This window comes from Hymenobacter rubripertinctus (genome assembly GCF_003583925.1).
Classification (GTDB): Bacteria; Bacteroidota; Bacteroidia; order Cytophagales; family Hymenobacteraceae; genus Hymenobacter; species Hymenobacter rubripertinctus.
The window spans coordinates 18,148-34,853 of record NZ_QYCN01000025.1; the positions used below are offsets into that span (position 1 = coordinate 18,148).

The following is a 16,706-nucleotide window of genomic DNA, read 5'->3' on the forward strand; positions in this document are numbered from 1 at the left end:
CTTTTCAGGTCGCCAACTACGACCCTTCGCTTAGCTACTCCATCAACGTAAGCGGTGCGTTGCGTCAACTTGGCGGGTTCAATACCGCTACCGGCACCTTCAACGTCAAAACTGCTGGCCGGACGGGCGAGGGCTACATTCGGATAGGTGTTAGCAACCACTGTGGTACCACGTACATGGGCCGCACGGTGCAGGTGCCGGGGTGTCAGGGGTACTACTTCACCGTGTATCCCAACCCGGCCCAGGAGGAAGTCACGGTTGCCAGCCAATCCGCAGCAGCTCGCTTAACCGAAGCCAGAACGACCGTCGCCTCAGACTTCGACGTGACGCTCTATAACGGGCAGGGCAAGGCCCTGCGGCAGGGCCGCAGCCAAAACGGCCAGTTGCGCCTGAACCTGCGGGGGCTGCGTCCGGGCCTCTACCAGATCCGCGCCAGGCAGGGCAACAAATGGGAAAACCACCAGTTGCAAATCACTCAGTAGCCGGTAAAGTTAGCAGCGAAACTGCTAACCTTACCTTTCAACGCCCTGCTCACAATGTGAGGAGGGCGTTTTCTTTACCGGGCAAGCTGTCTAGAGCGAGCCACGGGGACAAATCTGCCAGTAATCAGTATATCTAAACAACAGCTAAAGGCAAACAGCCCAGCCAAAGGAACCACTTGCCCCCCGCAGTTTGTCCACTACATGCAGCCGGCGGGCCGAAATACGTATCTTTCCCAGGCCTGAAACGGGTGGCGAAAGAGGCTATTCAACCTTGCCTGCGTAGCGCGGTTTGTATGAGCCGTTGCAGGTCAGAAAAAAATCTAACAGCTTATAGCTAGCAGCTAACAGCTTAGGAAGTATATGGTAGTGGAGCAAGACCCCGCAACGACCCGGGCTTTGGACGATGTGCTGGCCCGCCTCGATGCGTTTAAGCGCAAGTTTTATCTGAGCCTGCTGGTGCGCGGGGCCCTGGTGGCCGGCGGCCTGCTGCTGAGCCTGTTCCTGGTGTTCAACCTGCTCGAATACTTCCTGTATCTGCCCACCGGGGTGCGGGCCGGGCTGCTGTTCGGCTTCGTGGGCGGCATGGTCTACGCCTTCGCGCGCTGGATCTGGCAGCCGCTGGCGGCCCTCACCCATTTGCGGCGCATGCTCAGCGACGAGCAGGCCGCCCGCCGGGTGGGCGAGCTGTTCCCGGAAGTGCAGGACAAGCTCCTGAACGCCCTGCAACTGCGCGGGCAGGCCCAGGAAAACGCCCTGCTAGCCGCCAGCCTGGAGCAGCGGGCCGGGCAATTGCGGGGCGTTGAGTTCTCGCAGGGCATCAATATCCAGCGCCAGACCCGGCCACTGTGGAAGTACGCGGCCGTGCCCGCCGCCGTGGTGGCCGTGCTGCTGCTGGCCTACCCGGCTTTCTTCGTGCAGGGCACCGGCCGGATTCTCAACTACAACCAGCAGTACAGCCCGCCCGCGCCGTTCCGGTTCGTGGTCGAAAACCAGGACCTCACGGCTTTCAAAGGGGAAGATTTCAGTTTGAACGTGACGGTGGAAGGCGACGTGCTGCCCAACGAAATCAGCATTCAATACGAGGGCAAGGAGCGCCGCCTGACCCGCGAAGCCGGCAACCACTTCCGCTACGACTTCCGCCAGCTGCGCAGCAACGTGGCTTTTCAGTTGGAAGCGGCGGGCTTTTCTTCTGAAGGATACAATCTGAAGGTAAAGCAGCGGCCCAACCTGCGCGACTTCGCCGTGCGGGCCGTGTACCCGGCCTACCTGGGCCGCCCGGCCGAAACCATCCGCAACACCGGCAACCTCACCGTGCCCGAGGGCACCGACCTGCGCTGGGAGTTCCGGACCGAGGCCACCGACCGGCTCCAACTCCAATTCCGGAGTCCCGATGAAACTGTGGCCGCCACGCCCGACCAGGCCGCTGCCGGCCAGTTCCGGGTGCGCCGCCGCGCCACCCGTAGCCAGAGTTACGCCGTGCGTCTGCGCAACGCCGTCAGCCCCAACCGCGACCCGATAGAGTACCAGCTCACCGTGGTGGCCGACGCCGCGCCCGAGGTCACGCTCGAAAGCTTCCAGGACACCACTGCCCGCCAGTTTCTGGCCCTGGGCGGCAACCTGCGCGACGACTACGGCTTCTCGCGCCTGCAACTGCACTACCGTGTGCTCAGCAAAAGCAAGCCCAACGCCGCCTACCAGAGCCGGGCGCTGCCCCTGGGCACCGGCCCCAGCCAGAGCTACGCCTACCAGTGGGACGTGCGCCGGCTGAACCTGCTGCCCGGCGACCGGCTCGAATACTTCGTGCAGGTCTGGGACAACGACGGCGTGAACGGGGCCAAGCCGGGCCGCAGCCGCACGGCCGAATTCCGGCTGCCCTCGCGCACCGAGCAGCGCCAGCAGCTGGCCTCCCAGACCCAGGCCATGCAGAGCCAGATGAGCCAGGCAGCCAAGGAATCGAAGAAAATGGAGCGCGAGCTGGCCAAGGCCGAAGACAAGCTCAAGGTGAAGCGCGACCTCAACTTCCAGGACCGCAAGCAGCTCAAAGACATGCTCGACGAGAAGCAGCAGATGGACCAGGCCCTGGCCGACCTCAAGCGCCAGTTCGAGCAGTTGCAGGAGCAGCAAAACCAGCTCGACCCCCAGAAAAACGAGGAGCTGGCCGAGAAAGCCAAGGAGCTGCAAAAGCTGATGGACGATTTGCTCGACCCCGAAACCAAGAAGCTCTACGAGGAGCTGCGCAAGCTGCTGGAGCAGCAGCAGGACCAGAACCAACCCGAGATGCAGAAGCTACTCCAACAGCTCGAAAACAAGGAAAACACCCTGCAAAAGGAGCTGGAGCGGGCCCTGGAAATGTTCAAGCAGCTCCAGTTTGAGCAGAAGCAGGACCAGGCCCTCGAGAAGCTCCAGCAGCTGGCCCAGGACCAGCAGAAGCTGGCCGAACAGACCGAGAAGAACGACAAGAACAATCCGGACAGCAAGCAGTCCAACGAACAGCAAAAGGCCAACAACGAAAAGCTAAAAGACCAGCAAACCGAGCAGCAGCAAAAGTTCGAGGAGGTGAAGGAAGACCTCAAGGATCTGAAAGAGATGGACAAGCAGCTCGACGATCAGAACGGGGCCGACGAGATGAAGCAGGACCAGCAGCAGGTGGATGAGCAGCAGCAGCAGAGCCAGCAGCAGCTAAGCAAAAACCAGAACCAGAAGGCCAGCCAAAGCCAGCGCCAGGCCGCCCAGAAGATGCAGCAGATGGCCCAGAAGATGCAGCAGCAGATGGAGCAGGAGCAGCAGGACCAGCAGCAGCAGAACATCGACGACTTGCGCGACATCCTCGAAAACCTGCTCAAGCTCAGCTTCGACGAGGAAAGCCTGATGCAGCAGTTCCGCCAGGTGGACCAGAGCGACCCGCGCTTCGTGCAGCTCGGCCAGACCCAGCGCAAGCTCAAGGACGACGCCCGGGTGGTGCAGGATTCGCTGTATGCGCTGGCCAACCGCGTGTCCCAGATCAAGAGCTTCGTGACCCGGGAGGTGGGCGAGATGAACGGCCGCATGGACGAGGCCCTGGGCCATATCAAGGACCGCAACGTGGGCCGGGCCACCAGCACCCAGCAGCAGGCCATGACCAGCATGAACAACCTGGCCCTGATGCTCAACGATGCCCTCCAGCAGATGCAGCAGCAGCAGCGCGAGGGCCAGCAGCAGCAGCAGATGCAGGGTGGGGGCAAGCCGGGCCGCCAGAAAAAGAAAGGCAGCTCGGCCGGCGAAGGCCAGATGGGCCGCCTGCAGCAGCAGCTCAACCAGCAGATTCAGCAGCTCCAGCAGAGCGGCAAAACCGGCCGCGCCCTCTCCGAGGAGCTGGCCAAGCTGGCCGGCCAGCAGCAGATGCTGCGCCAGGCCATGCAGGAGCTGGAGCGCATGCAGCAAAAAGGCGGCGGCAAGCCCGGTTCCAACCAGAACGGCCAGGGCCAGGACGGGGCCGGCGGCCTCGGCGACATCAAAAAAATGATGGAACAAACCGAAACCGACCTCGTAAACAAGCGGCTGACGGAGCAGACTGTTATGCGCCAGCGCCAAATCCTGACCCGCTTGCTGGAGGCCGAGAAATCGGCCCGGGAGCGGGATCAGGATGATAAGCGCGAGGCCCAGACGGCCCAGCAGCGTCCGCCGGTTTTCCCGCCGGCGTTTCAGCAGTATAAACGCCAGCAAAACCGCCAGACGGAGTTGCTACGTACCGTACCACCAGCCCTTACTCCGTACTATCAGCGGGAGGTGAGCGAATATTTTCAGAAAATAAAATAGCATTCCGCTAATTTTACCTCCCTTACCCGCTGCCCTTCCTTTTTCCCCCTTATGAAGCAGGTCAAAATTCAGATTCCTTCGCTCGTTGAAAATATTCGTGTTGTAGAGAGTTTTATCGACAACTCGAAGGATACGTTTCTCATCGACGACGATATTTACGGCAACATCATGGTAGCCGTCACGGAAGCCGTGAACAACGCCATTCGCCACGGCAACAAGTTCGACAAGGACAAAAACGTGTTTCTGTCGTTGTTCGTGGAGCCCGACCGGGTGAAGTTTGAGGTAGAAGACGAGGGGGCCGGCTTTGACTACGATAACCTGCTGGACCCTACCGCTCCCGAAAACATCGAAAACCCCGGTGGCCGCGGCATTTTCCTCATTCGCCACCTGGCCGACGAGGTAGACTTCAGCAAGGAGGGCCGCCATGTGCAGCTGACGTTTATGCTGCCCACGGCCGCCAGCGCATCGGAAGCCGCGCACTCGGCCGTCAATGAAGCCCTCTAAACTACCTGCCGGGTCGCGCTGCCAGCCCGGGTTTTCTGCTCTTCGTTCGTTACCACCTGCCTGCTGCCCTTATGAGCGACCTGCCAACTGAGCCCAATGATCTGGAAAACGAGGGATTCGGGGCCGAATCACCCGGAATTGAGTTCCTGGTGGAAGATGTGGAGTTTGAGCTGGCCGACGCCCAGGACCTGACGTCCTGGATTGAGCGCGTAGCCCAGGTGCACGAGTACGAAATTGTGCAGCTGACCTACGTCTTCTGCTCCGACGAGTACCTGCACAAGGTGAACGTGGAGTACCTCGACCACGACACCTACACCGACGTCATCACGTTCGATAACGCCGACGACGCCGACATCATCGAGGGCGACATCTTCATTTCCGTGGACCGGGTGCGCGAAAATGCCACCACCCACGGCGTGTCGTTCCGCGACGAGCTGCACCGCGTGATGATTCACGGCGTGCTTCACCTGCTGGGCTACGCCGACAAGGACCTGCTCAGCCAGACGGCCATGCGCAAGAAAGAGGACGACTGCCTGTTGCTGCGGGCGTTCTAGAACGACTGCACTTGCTCTTTTGCCAGAAACGCCCGCCGCAACGCGGGCGTTTTTAGGTAGGGCGAAACGGACTTTCGCCCTACTTTCTCCTCCCTGTTCTACTATGTCCGTTACGCCGCAACCCCTTCGTATCATTCCCGGCGAGGCGCTGGATTTCTACCTGGGCCAGGGCTACTACCGGATGCACCAGGACCTGTTTACCTGCCGGTTTCTGCCCATCGAGGGGGAGCTCTACACCGTGCACTGGCTGCGGCTCCGGCTGGCCGATGTGCAGTACGGCCCCACCCAGCGCCGCCTGCTGCGCCTGAACGCGCCATTTTCCGTAACCATCCAGCCGTTTCAGCTCACCCCGGAGCTGGAGGAGCTCTATGCCCGTTACCGCCGCAACATCAGCTTTGAGGCGCCCGATACGGTGGAGGCTTTCCTGCTGGCCGGGGCCACCCACAACGTGTTCCGGACCGAGGTGCTGGCCGTGCGCGACGAGGGCCGGCTGATTGCGGCCGGCATCTTCGACCGGGGCGCCCGCACGCTGGCCGGCATCATGAACTTCTACGACCCCGCCTACCGCAAAAACAGCCTGGGCAAGTACCTGATGCTGCTTAAGCTGGAGCACGCCCGCCGCTGCGGCCACGTGTACTACTACCCCGGCTACCTCGTCAACAACTACCCTAAATTCGACTATAAGCTGTTTCCCTGCCTGGCCGCCACGGAGGTGTTCGACTGCCGGCGCAGTGAGTGGCAGCCCTTTGCCTGGGACGCGGTGCGGGAGCAATCTGCTGAGCTGCTGGCCGGTTGGCAGGCGAAGGAGGAGTGGGAGCAGGACCCCGAATAAGCGCCGGGGCGCGCGAACAAGCGGCTAAGTGCGTATCTTTGCCCACGTTTTGAGCGGGTAGGGGCGGGCTTGCGACCTGGGGTTTTGTGGAAGCCGCGCCTGCCTACCCGCGGGCGCTTCGTGTTTACTGGCCATCCGAACTTTTCGCTTCGGGCTACCTGTTTGCGGCAAGCGGCCGGCCCAACGGGGCACCTGGGGTCCCATCCTGGTTCATGGGTCAGGGCCGCCCGACTGCGCAAAACGCCCCACCTGCCTAAAATCCGCGAATTCATGTTTCAGCAAGAAGAGTACGACGTTATTGTAGTAGGAGCCGGCCACGCCGGCTGCGAAGCCGCCGCCGCGGCCGCCAACCTGGGCTCCAAGGTTCTGCTGGTGACGATGAACATGAACACCATCGCCCAGATGTCGTGCAACCCGGCCATGGGCGGCGTGGCCAAGGGCCAGATTGTGCGCGAGGTGGACGCGCTGGGCGGGCAGTCGGGCCTGATTACCGATAAAACCATGATCCAGTTCCGGATGCTCAACCGCTCTAAAGGCCCCGCCATGTGGAGCCCCCGGGCGCAATCGGACCGGATGCGCTTCGCCGAGGAGTGGCGCCTGACGCTGGAACAAACGCCCAACGTGGATTTCTGGCAGGAAGCCGTAACGGGCCTCGTGGTGGAAGAGGGGGTATGCGTGGGTGTGAAAACCCAGCTCGGCATCGAGTTCCGGGGCAAATCGGTGGTGCTCACCAACGGCACCTTCCTCAACGGCCTCATTCACATTGGCGAGAAGCAGTTCGGTGGGGGCCGGGCGGCCGAAAAGGGCAGTACCGGCCTCACCGAGCAGCTGCTGGAGCTGGGCTTTGAGGCCGGCCGCATGAAAACCGGCACTCCACCCCGGGTAGATGGCCGCTCGCTCGACTACAGCAAGATGGAGGCCCAGCCCGGCGACGAGGTGCCCGGCAAGTTCAGCTACCTCGACACGCCCGCCCTGCAAAACCAGCGCCCCTGCTACATCACCTACACCAACCCCGAGGTCCACGAAATCCTCAAGGAGGGCTTCGAGAAGTCGCCCATGTTCCAGGGCCGCATCAAGGGCCTGGGGCCGCGCTACTGCCCGAGCGTGGAGGACAAAATCAACCGTTTCGCCGACAAGGACCGCCACCAGATTTTTGTGGAGCCCGAGGGCTGGAACACGGTGGAAGTGTACGTGAACGGCTTTTCGAGCAGCCTGCCCGAAGACGTGCAGTACCGCGCCCTGCGCAAGATTGCCGGCTTTGAAAACGCCAAGATGTTCCGCCCCGGCTACGCCATCGAGTACGACTTCTTCCCGCCCACCCAGCTCCACCTGACGTTGGAAACCAAGCGGGTCGAGAACCTCTACTTCGCGGGCCAGATCAACGGCACCACGGGCTACGAGGAAGCCGCCTGCCAGGGCCTGATGGCCGGCATCAACGCCCATAACAAGGTCCACGGCAAGGCTTCCTTCGTACTCAAGCGCAGCGAGGCTTACATCGGCGTGCTCATTGACGACCTCGTCAACAAGGGCACCGACGAGCCCTACCGCATGTTTACGAGCCGGGCCGAGCACCGCCTGTTGCTGCGCCAGGACAACGCCGACCTCCGCCTCACGCCCCTGGGCTACGAGCTGGGCCTGGCTTCGGAAGAGCGCATGGAACGCGTGCGCGAGAAGGAGCAGCAGACCCAGGCCGTGGCCAAGCTGCTCAAAACGTTCGGCATTGAGCCCCAGGAAATCAACGGCTGGCTCACCGAAATCGGCTCGGCCGTTATCAGTGAGAAAACCCGGGCCGTGAACCTGCTGCGCCGCCCCGGCATCGAGCTGCCGGCCTTGGCCCGGGTGCTGCCCGCCCTCACGCTGGCCCTGGCCCCCTACCGCCCCGACGCCCTGGAGCAGGCCGAAATTCTGGTGAAATACGAGGCCTACCTGGAGAAGGAGCACCAGCAGGCCGCCCGGGTTCAGGAGCTGGAAAACTTCGTGATTCAGGGCCGCCTCGACTACATGGCCATGCCCGCCCTCTCCCACGAAGCCCGCGAAAAGCTGCTCAAAGTGCAGCCCGAAACCCTGGGCCAAGCCAGCCGCATCAGCGGCGTGAGCCCCGCCGACGTTTCCGTGCTGATGGTGTACCTTGGCCGGTAATTCAATTAAAAATTAAAAGTGAAAAATTAAAAATTGGCCGTTCACTGCTTGAAGCATTGCAGACTCTTATCGGTCTTTCAGGCTTTATCCGGCCTTGGAGGCGGCTCCTTCTCAATTTTTCACTTTTACCTTTTAATTTTTAATTAGAAAACGAAGTGGTCTACGAACGATTGGAGAAGTGCCCGGTCTGCGGCAAAACGGAGTTTCGCAACAAGCTGGTGGTCGAGGATAAGTCGGTGAGCAAGGAGAGCTTCGCCATCCAGCAGTGCGAGGCCTGCACCTTCCAGTTCACCAACCCCCGGCCCGACGCCGCCCACATCGGCCGCTACTACGAGTCGGACGAGTACGTGTCGCACAACAGCGGGGCGGGGGGCATTATCAATCAGGCCTACAAAGTGGCCCGCGTGTTCACCATGCGCCGGAAAGTGGCCCTGGTGAATAAGCTGGCGACCAAGGGCCGGCTGTTTGATTACGGCTGCGGCACGGGCCATTTCCTGGCTGCCGCCCGGGCCGATGGCTGGCAGGTGGCCGGCTGGGAACCCAACGCCCGGGCCCGCCAGGAAGCCAGCCAGCGCGTGGGTCAGCCCGTGGGCAGCGAAAGCCTGGTGCAGTTCCAGGAGGCGTCCTTCGATGCCATTACCCTCTGGCACGTCCTCGAACACGTTCATGAGCTGAACGATACCCTCCAGCAGCTCATCCGGTTGTTGAAGCCCGGCGGCACCCTGCTGATTGCCGTGCCCAACGTGGACAGCCTCGACGCCCAGCATTACCGCCAGGACTGGGCCGCCTACGATGTGCCCCGTCACCTCTACCATTTCAGCCCCAAAACCATGAAGCAGCTGCTTAAAAAGCACAAAATGCAGGTTTCGGAGCTGCTGCCCATGCCCCTGGATGCGTATTATGTGAGCATGCTCAGCGAGAAGCACCGGGCCGAGCGGGGCGGCGGAATGCTCACGGTGCTCAAGGCCGGCTACAAATCCAACCAGTACGCCGCCCAGCACGAGGGCCAGTACAGCAGCCTGATTTACGTGGCCCACAAGCGGTAGCCGGTGGGGTAGGGGAGGGGCCACTGCCCGGCAGGTCAGGATGTTGACGAGTTGCCCGGCCACTGGTGTACCGGTTTGCGGGGCGGGTGGCGTTAGGGACCGTACCTTCGGGGCCGGCCGGGCAGGCGGCAGGAATTGCTTCCGCCCGCCGTTTCTAAAATCCGCGACATCCTATCAATCCGCAAAATCCGCGATGCGCTTACTGTTTTCCCTCCTGCTGACCGCCGCCGCCGCGGGCCTGAGCGGCTGCGCGGCCATCAGCTCGCCCGAGGGCGGGGTCCGCGACACCACGCCGCCCAAGCTCGTGGGCACCACGCCCGCCAACGGAGCCCGCAACGTGCGCGGCCAGAGCGTGCGGCTGGAGTTTTCGGAGCAGGTGCAGGTGAAGGATCTGGCCAAGAACCTCATCGTAGCCCCCCTGCTCGACGCCGACAACCCCTACAAGCTGCGCGAAGACCGCACGGCCCTCACGCTCACCTTCGACAAGCCCTTCGCCCCGAACACGACCTACTCGTTCAACTTCGGCGAGGCCATCAGCGACATCACCGAGAGCAACAAGGCCGCCAACGCCCGCGTCAGCTTCAGCACCGGCCCCGAGCTGGACTCGGCCTCGGTGCGCGGGGCAGTCATGGACGTGCTCAGCCAGCAGCCCGTCGAGAACGTGTCGGTGGTGCTCTACCCCGAAGCCGATACGGCCAACATCCGCCGGGGCCGGCCCTACTACCTGGCCCGCACCGACAAGTCGGGCCGCTTCGCGCTCGATTACCTCAAGGCCGGCCGGTACCGCGCCTACGCGTTGGCCGACAAAAACCAGAACAACCGTTACGAGGAGCCCGAGCTCATTGGCTACCTGCCCGACCTGCTCACAGTGGGCACCGGCGGCCGCAACGACAGCCTGCGCTTCCTGCTCACCCGCCCCGACACCCGCCGCCCGCTCGTGACCACCCAGAAAGCCAATGCCACCGACCTGCGCGTGAGCTACAACGAGGGCCTCACCCAGGCCGTGCTCACGCCCCTGGGAACGGCCAAAGCACCCGCCGCGCTCAACGAAGCCGTGCAGCTGGCCGAGCGCGGCCGGACCGTGGTGCTCTACCGCACCCCGGCCCTGGTGGAAGGCCGCTACCTGCTGGCCGCCACCGACAGCGCCGGCAACCTGGGCCACGACACGCTGACGGTGAAGTTTGCCGAAGCGCCGAAGGTGGCCGCCAAGCCCGCGCCCAAGTACTCGGTGGAGGGCAACCCGAGGGAAGTGTACCGCCAGGGCCAGGTGCAGTTCGTGTTCCTGGAGCCCCTGCGCCTCGTGCCCAACAAGCCCCTCGGCACGCTGGTAGAAGACTCGCTGAAACGCCGCCCGCTGCGCCTGCCCCAGGACGGCACGCTCAGCCCCGACCGCACCACGCTGGCCCTGAACCTGAACACCAACGCCCGCAAAACCGTCACGTTCATTCTCGACACTACCGTGGTGCAGGGCGTCACGGGCCAGCCCCTGGGCCTGCAACCGCTGAAGCTGCGCGTCAGTGAGAAAACCACCACCGGCACGCTCAGCGGCCCCCTGAAGACCACTGCCAAGCGCTATTGGGTGCAGCTGTTGGATGAGCGCGGCCAGGTGCGCCAAACCCTCGACACCCCCAAAGGCACCTACCGCTTCGACAACCTGTTGCCGGGTACCTACCGCGTCCGGGTGCTGACGGATGCCAACCAGGACGGCCGCTGGCAAGGCGGTGCCCCGGACCTGCGCACCCCGCCGGAGCCGGTGTACCTGCTGCCCAAAGCCATCCAGATCCGCTCCAACTTCGACAACGTGGAAACCCTGAGCTTCTAATAGTCGCCCGCTCTTTCAGCCCCTGGCCCGCCCCACCGGACGAGCCAGGGGCTTTTTTGATGCCAACCAGCCCAGCCAGCAATAGGAAGTTGTCATTCCGACGAAGGAGGAATCGGGGGATAATCACTCAGCATCAATGCTCAGCCTCCTCCTTCGTCGGGATGACAAGGGCTTTACCTATTCCGATAGCCGCTAAGCCGCAGCTACCCGGACCCGATGGTTTCCCCACCCGAAACCGTGCGCAGAAGTTGTATGGGTATTTTCAGTTTTACGAAAATACCCATACAACTTCTGTGGCCACTACACCCCGGCTACCGGCTCGTGCTACCGGCGCACGGACAGATAAGCGGTGGCACGAATACCGGCGCCATCCGGCCCTTAGCCCGGTTCTGTCGGCCGCCGCGCGGCGAGTATACTTGGCAGTCCGCAAAGGCCCGCTAGTTCTCGGGCGGCCTGGCTGGGCAGGGCTGGCTGGCAGTTACTTATTGCCCTCATGTGGGGAACAGCGCTAAGGCCTGATTCCCTAATAGTATTATTCCGCTGGCACCCGCTACTGCCAGCACGGGACGGCCAGCTGGTTACGGGAAACTCATGGGGTTCGGCTGGGAAATGGAGGGCGCGGCACCGGAGCAGATTACGAAACCAGTAAGCTGCTCCTCTTCTATATTTCAGGGTCTTATCAGTGACTATATTCCGTTGAATTCAATCAAAATATTTGGGTGGCAGGTTGGTTGTTTCTGAAAAAACGGTTACTTGCCGTTACGTAACATTCCCGTAACATGGAAGTAGAAACTGTAAAATACCCAGCTATCCGCAATTATGTGGGTGGCCGGTTCGTGGAGGATGCTCCGGCCACTTCGCTGGACGTGTTCAGCCCGCTCACCGGCGTGGTTATTTCCTCGGTGCCCCTGAGCGGGGCCACCGCCCTGGATGCCGCCGTGCAGGCCGCCCAGGCCGCGTATCCGGCCTGGGCGGCCACGCCCATCAAGGAAAGGGTCCAGATTTTCTACCGCTACAAAACCCTGCTCGAGCGTGATATGCAGGCCCTGGCCGAGCTGGTGCAGGAAGAAAACGGCAAGACGTTCGACGAGGCCCGCGCCGAGGTGGAGAAGGCCATTGAGCTGACCGAATTTGCCTGCTCCCTGCCCCAGCTGATTCAGGGCGAGTTTCTGGAAGTAAGCAAGGGCGTGGAAGCCCGCGTGGAGCGCAAGCCCCTGGGCGTGGTGGCCAGCATCGCGCCCTTCAACTTCCCCAACATGGTGCCCCACTGGACCATTCCGAACGCCCTGGTGCTGGGCAACACCATGATTCTCAAACCTTCGGAAATCGTGCCCCTGAGCGCGGGCCGCATTGCCGAGCTACTCCAGGAAGCCGGCCTGCCCGACGGCGTACTCAACATTGTGCACGGCGACCGGGAAATCGTGGAAGCCATCTGCGACCATCCCGGTATTCAGGCCGTGTCGTTCGTGGGCTCCACGGCCATTGCCAAGGTGGTCTACATCCGCGCTACCAGCCACCTGAAGCGCTGCGTGGCGCTGGGCGGGGCCAAAAACCACCTGCTGGTGCTGCCCGACGCCCACCCCGACATGACGGCCTCCAACGTGGCCGCCTCCATGTCGGGCTGCGCGGGGCAGCGCTGCATGGCCGGCTCCACGATGGTGGGCGTGGGCGCAGTGGACGATATCGTGGCCAAAATCGTGGAAGAGGCCCGCAAGATTGTAGTCGGCCAGAACCTGGGCTCGGTTATCAGCAAGGCCGCCAAGGAGCGCATCGAGCAGCACATTACGGAGGCCGAAGCCGCCGGCGCGAAAGTGCTCCTCGATGGCCGCAACGCCCGCGTACAGGATCACGAGGACGGTTACTACGTGGGCGCCACCGTCATCGACTACGTGACGCCCGACATGCGCATTGCCCAGGAGGAAGTATTCGGGCCGGTGCTGGCCATCATGCGCACCAACACCCTGGACGAAGCCCTGAGCATCGAAAACAACAACCCCTACGGCAACGCCGCCGCCGTGTTCACCAGCAGCGGCAGCAGCGCCCGCTACGTGATGGACCACGCCAACGCCGGCATGATTGGCGTGAACATCGGCGTGCCCGTGCCCCGGGAGCCCTTCTCCTTCGGCGGCTGGAACGACTCCAAGTTCGGGGCCTGCGACATCACGGGCAAAAGCTCCATCGAGTTCTGGACCCAGCTCAAGAAGACCACCACCAAGTGGAACCCCGAGTCGCGGGTGAACTGGATGAGCTAGGCTCGTTCGCCTCACCCCCTAGCCCCCTCTCCGAAAAGGAGAGGGGGGACTAGCACTAGTTTTTTGTACCCTTAATTTTTTCCTCTACTCCTGACCTCTGGCTGCTAAAGCTAGTCCCCCCTCTCCTTTTCGGAGAGGGGGCTAGGGGGTGAGGCGCAACGCCTGCACATCATGGAAACCACTTTCGACCTCGATAAAGACCAGATCCTGCACGACAACCTCGACCACACGCTTTTTTCCTGGTCGAAACAGTCGGGGCTGAACCCCATCAGCGCCGAGCGCGCCGAGGGCCTGTACGTATACGACCGGGACGGCAAGCGCTACCTCGACTTCTCGGCCCAGCTGATGAACGTGAACATCGGGCACGGCGACCAGCGCGTGACCGAGGCCGTGGCCGCCCAGATGCGCGAGCTGAGCTACGTGTACCCCGGCATGATTACCAAGGCCCGGGGCGATTTGGGCCGCAAGCTGGCCGAAATTACTGCGCCCAACCTCACCAAGGCATTTTTCACGCTGGGCGGGGCCGAAGCCATCGAAAACGCCATCAAGCTGGCCCGGGTGTATACCGGCCGCCACAAGATTGTGTCCTTGTACCAGTCGTTTCACGGGGCCAGCTACGGGGCGATGAGCGTAGGTGGCGACCCGCGCAAGTTTGCCGTGGATAGCCAGGCCATGCCCGGCACGGTGCACGTGGAAAACCCCTACGCCTACCGCTGCCCCTGGTACTCCGAAACCCCGGCGCAGTGCGCCCAGCGCGCCGCCGACGCCATGGAGCGAATAATAGGCTACGAGAACCCGGGCAGCGTGGCGGCCATTATCCTGGAGGGTGAGTCGGGCACTTCGGGCTGCATCAAGTACCCGCCCGGCTACTGGACGCGCATCCGCGAAATCTGCGATAAGCACGGCATTCTGCTCATTGCCGACGAGGTGATGTCGGGCTTTGGGCGCACCGGCAAGTGGTTCGGCTCCGACCATCACAATGTCAAAATCGACATCATGTGCATGGCCAAGGGCATCACGGCCGGCTACCTGCCCCTGGGCGCGGTGATGGTGGACGACACCATTGCCCACCACTTCGACGACAAGCCCCTGCCGCTGGGTCTGACCTACTCGGCGCACCCGGTTTCCTGCGCCGCCGCCGTAGCCGTGCTCGACATTTACGAGACAGACAACCTGCTCGAAAACACCGTGCAGATGGGCGAGTACATGGACCAGCAGGTAGCCCAGCTCATGCGCCACCACCCCAGCATCGGCGACTGGCGCAACACGGGCCTCTTCGGCTGCCTGGAGCTGGTGAAGAACCGGGAAACCAAGGAGCCCATGGCCCCCTGGAACGCCACGCCCGCCCAGATGGACATTATGAACAAGGTGGCTGCCAAAATAAAGGAGTTGGGCATGTACACCTTCGTGCGCTGGAGCTACATCTTCATCTGCCCCCCGCTGAATATTACCAAGGACGAGATTGACGAGGGGCTGGCCATTATTTCCGAAGCTCTCAGCATTGCCGATGAGTACGTGCATTGAGTGCCACAAAACGCCATTCTGGGCGCAGCCGAGGATTGACGTTCTGAGGTAAAATATCCCACCTTTTCCTGGTCTTTCCCCAGCCGGTTTCTCCGCCGGCTTAGCCCTGGCTGTTGTCGTTTTTTTGCTCCGCCAGCTTGTTTTCGACAGTGAAAAGGGCTACTTTTTCCAACTGTAATTCGCTCATTATCTAGATTTTGATGAATTCTATTCTGCTTAAAAATGGCCGCGTGGTAACGGCGGATTCCGACGCCGTTTGCGACATCCTCATTGAGGGCGAAACCATCGTGTCAATCGGCCGGAATTTGTCGGCGGAGGGGGCGCAGGTGATTGACTGCACCGGCAAGCTGATTATGCCCGGCGGCATCGACCCGCACGTGCACCTGGAAATGCCGTTTATGGGCACCTTCAGCTCCGACACCTACGAAACCGGCACCCGCGCCGCCCTGCACGGCGGCACCACCACCGTCATCGACTTCATCCTGCAAAAGCAGGGCAACTCCCTGCGCTCGGCTTTCGAGGAGTGGAGCGGCCGGGCCACCGGCAATGCCGTGGGCGACTACAGCTTCCACATGGCCGTAACGGATTTCAACCCGGGCACCAAGGAGGAAATCAAGGACATGGTGGCCGAGGGCATCACGTCCTTCAAGACCTTCATGGCCTACAAGGGCGCGCTCATGATTGACGACGCGCAGATGGTGGGCCTGATGCAGGAGGTGAAGAAGCACGGCGGCCTGGTAACGGCCCACGCCACCAACGGCGACATGATTGACACGCTCATTGCCCAGCACCGCGCCCAGGGCAAGCTCACCCCGCTCTACCACTACCTCAGCCAGCCCGAAGTGACCGAAGCCGAGGCCTCAGGCCGCTTCGCCGACATTGCCAATTACACGGGCGTGCAGGCCTACATCGTGCACCTCACCTGCGAGGGCGCGCTCAACCAGGTGCGTCGGGCCACCGAGCGTAACCAGCGTGTGCTGGTCGAAACCTGCATTCAGTACCTGGTGCTCGACGCTTCGCTGTATGAGGACGAGGCCAATGGGGCCAAATACGTCATGTCGCCGCCCCTGCGGGAGAAGAAGGACCAGGCCACGCTCTGGGCCGGCATCAACCAGGGCCTGGTGAACGTGGTGGGCACCGACCACTGCCCGTTTATGTGGGAGCAGAAGCTCATGGGTAAAGACGACTTTTCCAAAATTCCGAACGGCCACCCGGCCATCGAGCACCGCCTGGAGCTGCTGTTTTCGGAAGGCGTGAACACGGGCCGTATCACTCCGCAGAAATTCGTGGCAGTGACCAGCACCAACGCGGCCAAAATCTTCGGTCTGTTTCCCCGCAAAGGCACCATCAGCATCGGGGCCGATGCCGACCTGCTCATCCTCGACCCCGAGAAAAAGCACACGATTTCGGCCGATACCCACCACATGAACGTGGACTACTCGGCCTACGAAGGCTGGGAGCTGACCGGCAAAATTGAAACGGTGCTGCTCCGCGGTAAAGTGGCCGTGGATGCAGGCGAAACTAAAATTGCGAAAGGCTACGGGCAGTTTATTAAGCGCGGCAAAACGGCTTTTTGAAGCTAGAAAATTCTCCTCCTTTTTTCAAGGAGGGGTGTCCGCAGGGCGGGGTGGTTGACTAGAGCTAGAACTACTAGGTCGTGCAACGATTTTTACCACCCCTAACCCCTCCTTAAAAAAGGAGGGGAACTGACAACTTCTAGCTCTAGTACCCATCGACGTTCAAACTCATTCCCCCA

11 protein-coding genes are annotated in these 16,706 nt (G+C 61.9%); all 11 read left to right on the plus strand.

What is annotated here, in order from left to right; genetic code table 11:
• The first annotated feature begins 59 nt into the window (after window positions 1-59).
• The 11 genes from D0T11_RS15165 to hydA all read left to right on the plus strand — a co-directional run bounded on the left by D0T11_RS15165 (window position 60) and on the right by hydA (window position 16,527).
• Window positions 60-482 carry a T9SS type A sorting domain-containing protein gene (locus tag D0T11_RS15165; RefSeq protein ID WP_147374678.1) on the plus strand — a complete coding sequence of 141 codons (423 nt, stop codon included), beginning with the start codon at window positions 60-62 and terminating at the stop codon, window positions 480-482.
• Between the two features lie 360 nt (window positions 483-842).
• On the plus strand, window positions 843-4,277 hold the full coding sequence (locus tag D0T11_RS15170) for a DUF4175 family protein (protein ID WP_119656650.1): 3,435 nt from the start codon (window positions 843-845) through the stop codon (window positions 4,275-4,277).
• A gap of 51 nt (window positions 4,278-4,328) precedes the next feature.
• Window positions 4,329-4,781, plus strand: coding sequence for an ATP-binding protein (locus D0T11_RS15175; RefSeq protein WP_119656651.1), 453 nt, complete (start codon window positions 4,329-4,331; stop codon window positions 4,779-4,781).
• A gap of 71 nt (window positions 4,782-4,852) precedes the next feature.
• Window positions 4,853-5,335: an rRNA maturation RNase YbeY gene (gene ybeY / locus D0T11_RS15180; protein ID WP_119656652.1), complete on the plus strand. Its 483-nt coding sequence runs from the start codon at window positions 4,853-4,855 to the stop codon at window positions 5,333-5,335.
• 103 nt (window positions 5,336-5,438) lie between these two features.
• Window positions 5,439-6,167, plus strand: coding sequence for a GNAT family N-acetyltransferase (locus D0T11_RS15185; protein ID WP_182888434.1), 729 nt, complete (start codon window positions 5,439-5,441; stop codon window positions 6,165-6,167).
• 270 nt (window positions 6,168-6,437) lie between these two features.
• Window positions 6,438-8,306 carry a tRNA uridine-5-carboxymethylaminomethyl(34) synthesis enzyme MnmG gene (gene mnmG, locus D0T11_RS15190; protein WP_119656653.1) on the plus strand — a complete coding sequence of 623 codons (1,869 nt, stop codon included), beginning with the start codon at window positions 6,438-6,440 and terminating at the stop codon, window positions 8,304-8,306.
• Between the two features lie 155 nt (window positions 8,307-8,461).
• Entirely contained in the window at window positions 8,462-9,352 is an 891-nt protein-coding gene (locus D0T11_RS15195; protein WP_119656654.1) for a class I SAM-dependent methyltransferase, read from the plus strand.
• Between the two features lie 193 nt (window positions 9,353-9,545).
• Window positions 9,546-11,174, plus strand: coding sequence for an Ig-like domain-containing protein (locus D0T11_RS15200; RefSeq protein ID WP_182888435.1), 1,629 nt, complete (start codon window positions 9,546-9,548; stop codon window positions 11,172-11,174).
• 779 nt (window positions 11,175-11,953) lie between these two features.
• Window positions 11,954-13,426, plus strand: coding sequence for a CoA-acylating methylmalonate-semialdehyde dehydrogenase (locus D0T11_RS15205; protein ID WP_119656656.1), 1,473 nt, complete (start codon window positions 11,954-11,956; stop codon window positions 13,424-13,426).
• A 171-nt stretch (window positions 13,427-13,597) separates the two neighbouring features.
• Window positions 13,598-14,950 (plus strand): aminotransferase class III-fold pyridoxal phosphate-dependent enzyme, encoded by a 1,353-nt coding sequence (locus D0T11_RS15210; protein ID WP_119656657.1) that lies wholly within the window; start codon window positions 13,598-13,600, stop codon window positions 14,948-14,950.
• A 200-nt stretch (window positions 14,951-15,150) separates the two neighbouring features.
• Window positions 15,151-16,527 (plus strand): dihydropyrimidinase, encoded by a 1,377-nt coding sequence (gene hydA / locus D0T11_RS15215; protein WP_119656658.1) that lies wholly within the window; start codon window positions 15,151-15,153, stop codon window positions 16,525-16,527.
• Window positions 16,528-16,706: the final 179 nt, after the last annotated feature.